Genomic DNA, 8,199 nt, shown 5'->3' with positions numbered 1-8,199 from the left:
GCCCTGGCGGCGCCGGGCGCCGCGCTGCCGGCCGCTGCCGGGGGCGCGGCCGGGACGGGCGCGGGGGCAGGCGAAGGCGACGGTGCGGCGGCGGCCGGCGGCGCCGACGGATCGGGTACCAGGTCCAGCGTCAGGCCGGCGGTCTTGTGGTCGCTGGGCGGCGGCAGCGGATCGGGCGAGGGCTGCGGCGTCAGGCTGGCCGGGGGGGCGGCGGCGATCGGCTCCAGGCTGAGACCGGACATCGGCTCCAGGTCCAGGCTCAGTCCGGGCTTGGCCGGCGCCGCCGGTTCCGGCGTCAGCGCCAGGACGTCGTCGAACGCCTGAGACGGCTTGTCGGCCTCGTCGTCGCCGCCGGCGCTTTGTTTGGCGCGCTCGGCCTTCTTGAGTGCTTGCATTAAAAGACTCATGATCCATTCGCCTTGGCTGGGGCGGGGGCCGGCGCGGCCTCGCCATAGGGAGCGTTGTCGGGTTTCTGGCCCGGCAGCAGGTAACGGTAGTCCTTGTAGTCGCCGTTGACGCTGGCGTCCTTGACCACCACCGGCCGCATGAAGATCACCAGCTCGGTCTTGGTGGTGTTCTCGTTGCGGTGGGCGAACAGGTTGCCCAGCAAGGGCACGCTGCTCAGCACCGGGACGCCGTCCTTGGCGTTGTCGACCGAATCCTGCATCAGGCCGCCCATCACGGCGATCTGGCCGCTGGACACCTTCATCAGCGATTCCAGCTCGCGCGCCTGGATCACCGGCACTTTGCTGACCACATTGGCCTTGGCCAGGTCCGGATTGGGGTCGTTGACGTAGTCGACGATGCGGGTGATGGTCGGCCGCACGTTGAGGGTGACCTCGTCGCTGTCGGAAATCTGCGGCGTGACGCTCATGACGAAGCCGACCGGCACCGTCTCCAGCTTCGACTCGTAGGTGGCCGGCGAGACGATGGTGCCGTTCAGGTCGCGCACCGCCGGCGTCACCTTGATCGAGAAGAAGACATTGTTGTCGACCACCTTGAGCAGCGCGGTCTGATTGTTGAGCACGCTGATCTTGGGGCTGGACAGCACTTTGACCTTGCCGAACGATTCCAGCAACTCGATGGTGGCGGCGATATTGCCCAGCCGGCTGGTCGGGTTGACGTAGTTCAGCACGAACACGCCGGGATTGGTGGCGGTCGGGATGGTGGCGCTGCCGAGCGCGCCCTGGTTGAGCTTGAGACCGCCCCTGGCCAGCGATTGCCAGTTGATGCCCTGCTGGTACTGGTCGCTCAGCCGCACTTCGATGATGGTGGCCTCGATCAGCACCTGGCGCTTGGCCGCGCCCAGCACGACGTCGAGGAATTCGCGGATTTTCTCATGCTGGCGACCGGTGGCGCGCACGGCGATCAGGCCGCCCTCGGCGTTGACGATGACCGAGGAGCCGCGCTGCGCCGCGCCGCCGGACTTGGCGCCGCCGAAGCTGCCGGCGTCGAACGGCGTCTGCTGCTGGGCGTTCTGCGGCGCGGCGGCCGGCGCGCCGGGCTGCTGGGCGGCCAGCGGATCGACCGGGTTGTCGCTCAGGTTGGAGGCGCGCAGCATGTCGCGGATGTTCTTTTCCAGGCTGTACCAGAAGTTGTTGTCGGAACGGTTGTTGACCACGGTGGTCGAGTTGTTGCTGCCGTTGCCGTTGGCGCCGTTGTTGGCGGGCGCGGCCTGCTGCTGTTGCTGCTGGCCGCTGCCGCCGCCGGACGGGGCGGCGGCCGGGGCGGAGGTGCTGCCGGAGCCGCCGCCGGCGGTCGAGATCTGGGTGGCGATGTTGACGCTGCTGACGGTGCTGCGCGCGATGTTGACGTAGTCGACCTTGTAGTTGCGCCATTCCGGCGTGTCCGGCAAGACCACCAGCGTGCCGCCGTTGATCTCGTAGCGCATGTCGACCTGGCGCTGGATGCGGTTCAGCAGCTGCGGCAAGGTCTGGTCCAGCGCGTTCAAGGTGACCGTGCCCTCGATGCCGGGATGGACGTCGACGTTCAGGCCGGCGTCGCGCGCCAGCGCGAACAGCAGCGACTGCACCGGCACCTTGTGCACGGTGACGCTGTAGGTTTCGACTTTCGGCGCGGCGCTCGGCGGCGGCAGCGCGGCGCTCTGCTGCACGGTCTCGGGGATGGAGCCGGTGGGACGGGGTGCTTCCGTGATGTGGGTCGGCGAAACGGGCAGGGGGTGGGTCGCGCAGGCGCTCAGCAACACGCTGCACACCATGGGGACGATGGGGGAGGCGAGTTTTTTCATTGTTTCTTTCCGGCCCAGGGGGAATGCAGGATGTTGTGTATTTGCAATATAGACACCATGATCTTACAAATTCGGTGCCACCGCAAGGATGGCGCCGTAAATTGCCCAAATAAGCAGGACCGCCAAGGCCCCCACAGCAACAGCGCGCAAAGGGAAGATTTGCCGCCAACCGCGGCGGTGGAAGGCCGATTCGCGGATCGCCTGGCGCGCATGGTGGGCGCTGACGACGCTGGCGTCGGCCGCGTAGGCGGCCAGCAGGGCCTTGTCGGCCAGGATGTTGATGCGGCGCACGATGCCTTCGGAACGCGCGGCGATCAGCCTGGCGGCGGCCGGGCTGAACACGGCGGGACCGTCGTGGCCGGCCGCGCGCAGGCGGAATTCGAGGAACTCGCCGATCAGCGCCGGCGCCAGCGCCGGCACCTCGAAGCTGTGGGTGATGCGCTCTTTTAACTGGCGCATGCTGGCCAGGGCCAGGTGCTGGTCCAGCTCCGGCTGGCCGAACAGCACGATCTGCAGCAGCTTGCTGCGCGCCGTCTCCAGGTTGGTCAGCAGGCGGATCGCTTCGAGCGTGTCGAGCGGCATGGCCTGGGCTTCCTCGACCAGCAGCACCACCTGGCGGCCCTGGCCGTGGCGGGCGATCAGGTCGGCCTGCAGGCGGCGCTGGACCTCGTCGATGCGCAGGCCGTGGCCGGCGATGCCCAGTTCGGCCGCGATGGCGTACTGCACCTCCTGCGGGTCGAGGTTGGGATTGACCAGGTAGATCACGTCCACATGCGGCGGCAGCTGGCGCTCCAGCATGCGGCACAACATGGTCTTGCCGGCGCCCACTTCGCCGGTCACCTTGACGATGCCTTCGCCGTGGCAGACCGCATACAGCAAGGCGTGCAGGATTTCGCCGCGGGTATTGCCGGGGTAGAAAAAGGCCGGGTTCGGCGTGATGCCGAACGGCGATTCGCGCAGGCCGAAGTGCGACTGGTACATGCTCACGCGATGCAAGCCAGGAAGGCTTGCTCCAGGTTGGCCGCGCCGTAGTGGCTGCGGCAGGCGGCCGGCGTGCCGACGTAGCGGATGCGGCCCTCGTGCAGGATGGCCATGCGGTCGCACAGCTCGTCGACGTCGGCCAGCATGTGCGAGGTCAAGAACACGGTGCTGCCGGCCTGGTGCAGCTGGCGCAGTTGTTGTTTCAGCAGCGCCCGCGCCTTCGGGTCGAGGCCGCTCATCGGCTCGTCCAGCACGTACAGCGGCTTGCGCGCCAGCAGGCAGGCGGCCAGGCCGAGTTTTTGCGTCATGCCTTTGGAATAGCCGCGCACCGTGCGCTTGAGCGCGTCCGGGTCCAGGTCCAGCGCCGCCAGCATGGCGCCCACGGCGGCCGGGTCGTAGGCCAGGCCCTGCAAGGTCAGCAGGTAACGGATGAAATCGGCGCCGGTCAGGTAGTAGGGCGGGGTGAAGCGTTCCGGCAGGAAGCCCAGCGGCTGGCGGCTGGCCGGCCGGTGGTGCGGCTGGCCGAAGATGTCGATGGCGCCGCCGTCGAGCGCGCAGAAATCCAGCAGGCACTTGATCAGGCTGGTCTTGCCGGCGCCGTTCACGCCCACCAGGCCGAAGCATTCCCCCGCTTGCAGTTCCAGGTCCACGCCCTGCAACACGCTGGCCTGGCCATAGCGTTTGACGACTTGCTGGAAGCGCAGGGCAGGGGCGGTCATGGAAGGTGGTGACTCTTGGGGCAGGGAAACGAACGACACTGTAGCGTATTCGTGCGAAGAAAGCGACACCCTGTCGCGCGCGACGCAAGTCTGGCCTCGCAAGCGGCGGATTCTGCACTAGAATGGCCGCAAGCCGGCGGGCGGTGGAGATCACAAGGAGCGGGAATGGCAAGGCCAGAGAAAGTGCGGCTCGGGGAAATTTTGGTGCAGCAAAAGCTGCTGTCGGAGGAACAACTGGGCCTGGCGCTGGCCGAGCAAAAGCGCAGCGGGCGCAAGCTGGGCCGCGTGTTCATCGAAAACGGCTATGTCACCGAGGAACAGATCGCCGGCGCGCTGGCGCGCCAGCTGAACGTTCCTTACCTCAACCTGAAGTTCTTCAACGTCAATCCCGAGATCGTCCGGCTGCTGCCGGAAACCCAGGCCCGCCGCTTCCGCGCGCTGGTGCTGGAGGACCGCCGCGGCGCGCTGCTGGTCGGCATGTCCGATCCGACCGACCTGTTCGCCTACGACGAGATCGTGCGCATCGTCAAGCAGCCGATCGAGCTGGCGGTGGTCAACGAGACCGAGGTGCTGGGCGTGATCGACCGTATCTACCGCCGCACCGAGGACATCTCCGACCTGGCGCGCGAGCTCGAGCAGGACCTCGGCGACGCCTCGGTCGACTTCGGCGCGCTGGCGGCGGCCAACGCCAACCTGGAAGAAGCGCCCATCGTCAAGCTGCTGCAATCGGTGTTCGACGACGCCAGCCAGGTGCGCGCCTCGGACATCCACATCGAGCCGCAGGAGGGCCGGCTGCAGATCCGTTTCCGCATCGACGGCGTGCTGCACCTGCAAACCGAGGCCGACATCAAGATCGCGCCGTCGCTGGCGCTGCGCCTGAAGCTGATGTCCGACCTCGACATCTCGGAAAAACGCCTGCCGCAGGACGGCCGCTTCGCCGTGCGGGTGAAAAACCAGCGCATCGACGTGCGGATCTCGACCATGCCGACCCAGTACGGCGAATCGGTGGTGATGCGTCTGCTCAGCCAGAGCAACACCCAGCTGCGGCTGGACGCGATCGGCATGCCGAAGGCGATACTGGATAAATTCCGCGCCATCGTCCAGCGCCCCAACGGCCTGGTGCTGGTGACCGGGCCGACCGGCTCCGGCAAGACCACCACGCTGTATTGCGCGCTGGCCGAGCTCAATTCGGTGGAGAAAAAGCTGATCACGGTGGAAGACCCGGTCGAGTACCGGCTGCCCGGCATCAACCAGGTGCAGGTCAACGACAAGATCGAGCTGAGCTTCGCGCGCGTGCTGCGTTCGGCGCTGCGGCAAGACCCGGACATCGTGCTGGTGGGCGAGATGCGCGACCAGGAAACGGCCCAGATCGGTTTGCGCGCCGCCATGACCGGACACTTGGTATTATCGACTTTGCACACCAACGACGCGGCCAGCACGCCGCTGCGCCTGATGGACATGGGCGTGCCGCGCTACATGGTGGGTAGTTCGCTGCAAGCGGTGCTGGCGCAGCGGCTGGTGCGGGTGATCTGCGAAAGCTGCACCACGCCGTACGAGCTGACGCCGACCGAGCACGAGTGGCTGCGCATGGAGTTGCACGACAAGGTGGACAAGGCGCGCTACTTCCATGGCAAGGGTTGTTCGCATTGCAACGGCATGGGATATCGCGGCCGTACCGGCGTGTACGAGCTGCTGGAAATGACGCGCGACGTGGTCGATGCCGCCAACGACCCCGATCCTTCGCATTTCCTCAAGACGGCGGCGGCGCAGATGGCCGGCGACACCCTGCGCCGGCATGCGGTGGCGCTGGTGATACAGGGCCGCACCACGGTGGCCGAGGCGATGCGCATCAGTAACCAGAGCGAGGATTGACGTGCCGTTCTATGCCTACAAGGCGCGCAGCGCGCGCGGAGAGCTGATGCAGGGGGTGCTGGAGGCGGCCGACAGCAACGCCGTGGCCAATCACCTGAGCAGCGCCGGCGCCATCCCGGTCGAGATCGCGCTGACCAACAAGGCCGCCACCGGCGGCGCCGGCGGCGAGGCCTGGTGGAGCACGCTGCTTGAGAAAAAGGTAACGTCGATGGATGTGCAATTGTTCAGCCGCCAGATGTACACGCTGCTCAAGTCCGGCGTGCCCATCATGCGCGGGCTGGCCGGCTTGCAGGAATCGGCGATCAGCAAATCGTTCGGCAAGGTGATCAAGGACCTGCGCGAGTCGCTCGACGCCGGCCGCGAGCTGTCGGCGGCCATGCGGCGCCATCCCACCGTGTTCAACGATTTCTACCTGTCGATGGTGCGGGTGGGCGAGATGACCGGCCGGCTGGAGGAAGTGTTCCTGCGATTGTTCGACCACCTGGAGTTCGACCGCGAAATGCGGGCCCGCGTCAAGAGCGCCACCCGCTATCCGATCTTCGTCATCGTCGCCATGATCATCGCGATGGTGATCGTCAACATCTTCGTGATCCCGCAGTTCGTCAAGGTGTTCGAGAGCTTCCATGCCGAATTGCCGCTGATGACGCGCCTGCTGATCGGCAGTTCCCGCTTCACCGTCAACTACTGGCCGCAGTTGCTGATGGCCGGGGCCGGGGCGGTGTTCGGCTTCCGCTACTGGGTCAACACCAGCGCCGGCCGCTTCCAGTGGGACCGCCACAAGCTGAAATTCCCCATCGCCGGCAAGATCATCCAGAAAGCCACGATGGCGCGTTTTGCCCGCAGCTTTTCCTTGTCCAGCCGCAGCGGCGTGCCCATCGTGCAGGCGCTGACAGTGGTGTCGCAGACGGTCGACAACGCCTACCTGTGCTCGCGCGTCGAGCAGATGCGCGACGGCGTCGAGCGCGGCGACAGCATCCTGCGCACCTCGACGGCGGCCCATGTTTTCACGCCCATCGTGCTGCAAATGATCGCGGTCGGCGAGGAGTCCGGTTCGCTGGACGATTTGATGGACGAGATCGCCCAGATGTACGAACGCGAGGTGGATTACGAACTGAAAACGCTGGCCGCGCAAATCGAGCCGATCCTGATCACCTTCCTCGGCCTGCTGGTGCTGGTGCTGGCGCTGGGCATCTTTGTGCCGATCTGGGATCTGGGCAAAGTGGCGTTGCCGCACTGATGGGGCGCTTGCCTTTTGCTAGTTGTGTTGTACGGCCACAACGACGGCGGGCTGGCGGTTTCACGCTGTTCGAGTTCGCCGTGGTGGCCTGCATTTTCGGCCTGTTGATGATGGTGGCGCTGGAACGGGTGGCGTATTACCGCCGCGCCGGCGACGAGGCCGGCGTGCAGGCCTTGGTGATCAATATGCGCAGCGCCTTGTCCGGCAAGGTGATGGCCCTGCAGGCGCAGGGCAGGGAGCAGGAAATTCCGGCGCTGGCCGGCGCCAATCCGGTGGCCTGGCTGGAGCGCTCGCCGGACAATTACGCCGGCGAATTGACACCGGACTCGGCCAGAAATGTTAAAGCTGGCAACTGGTATTTTGATCTAGAGCAACAAAAGCTGATATTCGTGAGGGGTGGACAACAGAATTTGTTAAATGGTGCCTCAAAGAACATTTGTTTCAAGGTAGAATTACTGCGCTTGCCCTCAAAAAACGCCAACGCAGAGCGCCAGCCGGGAAAACAAACCGGTATCGCGCTAAATGAAGTCGCTCAATAGTTGCCGCTGCCGCGCACCGCCGCAGTTTGGCGTTGATGATCTTTTCTTAGTCAGGTCTGGAGTTTCATATGCAAACCAAACAAGCAAGCCTCATTCGTTCTCGACCACAGCAAGGCGGCTTTACGCTGATCGAGCTGATCGTGGTGATCGTTATCCTGGGCATCTTGGCCGCCACCGCGCTGCCGAAGTTCGCCGGCCTGGGCGCCGACGCCCGCACCGCCAAGCTCAATTCGGCGCGCGCATCGATCCTGAGCGCCGCCAATATGTACCATGGACGCTGGCTGGCTGCCGGTTCGCCTGCTACCGGGACCACGGTCTTCGATGGGAATGTCACCGTTGACAATACAACCGGCTACCCGAACCTCGCAAGCATGACGAACGCCCTCACCCTGACCGACTTCGATATGACCGATGCCGCCACCGGCGTCTTTTACAGTGACGCATCCCACAAAACGGGGTGTTCCGTCACTTATGCGGCCACGTCGGCCGGCCCCACTGCGGTGGTCGCCAGCGGTAGTTGCTGACGCAGCGTCCATGACCGGCCGGAGATGGGCGTGACAGGTCCGGCGCTACGGCGCCGCATCCGGTCCCCGGGGCCGGTCG

The 8,199-nt window shown here is 65.7% G+C and carries 7 protein-coding genes and 1 pseudogene; 4 read left to right on the top strand and 4 right to left on the bottom strand.

Going from position 1 to position 8,199, the window contains the following annotated elements:
• From RUGAMON1_RS14195 to RUGAMON1_RS14180, 4 genes and pseudogenes are all read right to left on the bottom strand, one after another.
• Window positions 1–407: pseudogene (locus RUGAMON1_RS14195) on the bottom strand (tetratricopeptide repeat protein); the annotation flags it as partial.
• Window positions 404–2,248, bottom strand: coding sequence for a pilus (MSHA type) biogenesis protein MshL (gene mshL, locus RUGAMON1_RS14190; protein WP_445231118.1), 1,845 nt, complete (start codon window positions 2,246–2,248; stop codon window positions 404–406). The gene mshL and the pseudogene RUGAMON1_RS14195, both read right to left, overlap by 4 nt.
• A 63-nt stretch (window positions 2,249–2,311) precedes the next feature.
• The gene (locus RUGAMON1_RS14185) at window positions 2,312–3,235 is read right to left on the bottom strand and encodes an ExeA family protein (RefSeq protein WP_445231124.1); all 924 of its coding nucleotides are present in this window, start codon (window positions 3,233–3,235) and stop codon (window positions 2,312–2,314) included.
• A complete protein-coding gene (locus tag RUGAMON1_RS14180; RefSeq protein WP_445231117.1) occupies window positions 3,232–3,948 on the bottom strand; it encodes an ABC transporter ATP-binding protein in 717 nt (238 codons plus the stop codon). The genes RUGAMON1_RS14185 and RUGAMON1_RS14180 overlap by 4 nt, the downstream gene beginning before the upstream one ends.
• A gap of 165 nt (window positions 3,949–4,113) precedes the next feature.
• Here RUGAMON1_RS14180 and RUGAMON1_RS14175 point away from each other — a divergent pair, with 165 nt between their 5' ends.
• From RUGAMON1_RS14175 to RUGAMON1_RS14160, 4 genes are all read left to right on the top strand, one after another.
• Complete coding sequence (locus tag RUGAMON1_RS14175; protein ID WP_445231116.1) at window positions 4,114–5,820, top strand: GspE/PulE family protein; 1,707 nt, start codon at window positions 4,114–4,116, stop codon at window positions 5,818–5,820.
• A 1-nt stretch (window position 5,821) separates the two neighbouring features.
• Complete coding sequence (locus RUGAMON1_RS14170; protein ID WP_445231115.1) at window positions 5,822–7,057, top strand: type II secretion system F family protein; 1,236 nt, start codon at window positions 5,822–5,824, stop codon at window positions 7,055–7,057.
• Window positions 7,057–7,596, top strand: a complete 540-nt coding sequence (locus RUGAMON1_RS14165) for a type II secretion system protein (protein ID WP_445231114.1) — start codon at window positions 7,057–7,059, stop codon at window positions 7,594–7,596. The genes RUGAMON1_RS14170 and RUGAMON1_RS14165 overlap by 1 nt, the downstream gene beginning before the upstream one ends.
• 68 nt (window positions 7,597–7,664) lie before the next feature.
• On the top strand, window positions 7,665–8,120 hold the full coding sequence (locus RUGAMON1_RS14160) for a prepilin-type N-terminal cleavage/methylation domain-containing protein (RefSeq protein WP_445231113.1): 456 nt from the start codon (window positions 7,665–7,667) through the stop codon (window positions 8,118–8,120).
• The last annotated feature ends 79 nt before the right edge of the window (window positions 8,121–8,199 follow it).

It is taken from the genome of Duganella rhizosphaerae, from assembly GCF_040364205.1.
GTDB lineage: Bacteria > Pseudomonadota > Gammaproteobacteria > Burkholderiales > Burkholderiaceae_D > Rugamonas > Rugamonas rhizosphaerae.
The sequence above is the reverse complement of the archived record's forward strand: the minus strand, read 5'-3'. Positions and strand labels throughout refer to the sequence as shown.

Coding starts and splice junctions, on each gene's coding strand:
- mshL (WP_445231118.1), bottom strand. CDS start 2,248: ATGAAAAAACTCGCCTCCCCCATCGTCCCCATGGTGTGCAGCGTGTTG.
- RUGAMON1_RS14180 (WP_445231117.1), bottom strand. CDS start 3,948: ATGACCGCCCCTGCCCTGCGCTTCCAGCAAGTCGTCAAACGCTATGGC.
- RUGAMON1_RS14175 (WP_445231116.1), top strand. CDS start 4,114: ATGGCAAGGCCAGAGAAAGTGCGGCTCGGGGAAATTTTGGTGCAGCAA.
- RUGAMON1_RS14165 (WP_445231114.1), top strand. CDS start 7,057: ATGGGGCGCTTGCCTTTTGCTAGTTGTGTTGTACGGCCACAACGACGG.
- RUGAMON1_RS14160 (WP_445231113.1), top strand. CDS start 7,665: ATGCAAACCAAACAAGCAAGCCTCATTCGTTCTCGACCACAGCAAGGC.